This window comes from Burkholderia sp. SCN-KJ (genome assembly GCF_024656005.1).
Classification (GTDB): Bacteria; Pseudomonadota; Gammaproteobacteria; order Burkholderiales; family Burkholderiaceae; genus Burkholderia.
This window is the reverse complement of the sequence record NZ_JANKOG010000115.1, coordinates 1-339: the sequence shown is the minus strand read 5'-3', so window position 1 is coordinate 339 and position 339 is coordinate 1. Positions and strand designations below refer to the sequence as shown.

Below are 339 nucleotides of genomic sequence, written 5' to 3'. Positions count from 1 at the left end.
CCCCGATGGACAACAACATGACCGGTACTTCGTGCTCCGCCAGTCCGAACTCGCGGTGCAGCGCCTCGGGATCGAAACCGATCATCGGCGTCGAACCCAGGCCCAGCGACCGGGCCGCATAGATCATCGCCGCTGCCCCGAAGGTGCCGGTGCGGACTGCCTCGTCTCGCTGACGTTGGGGGTATTCCGAATACAGGTTGCGTGCAGGAATCTCCCATTCCGACACCATCGCCGCCGGCATGACGCCCGCCTCCACGAGCGGCGCGAGGCGCTCCGGTATTACGCTGGAATCGGCCAACTGGCCAACCACGATGAAGGTAACGGCGGCCTCAGTGATCG

At 64.9% G+C, this 339-nt stretch carries 1 protein-coding gene; it reads right to left on the bottom strand.

Translation table 11 applies throughout. From position 1 onward, the window contains the following. On the bottom strand, nt 1-339 hold a 339-nt coding region (locus NQV17_RS37885), incomplete at both ends, for a nitroreductase family protein (protein WP_257776174.1).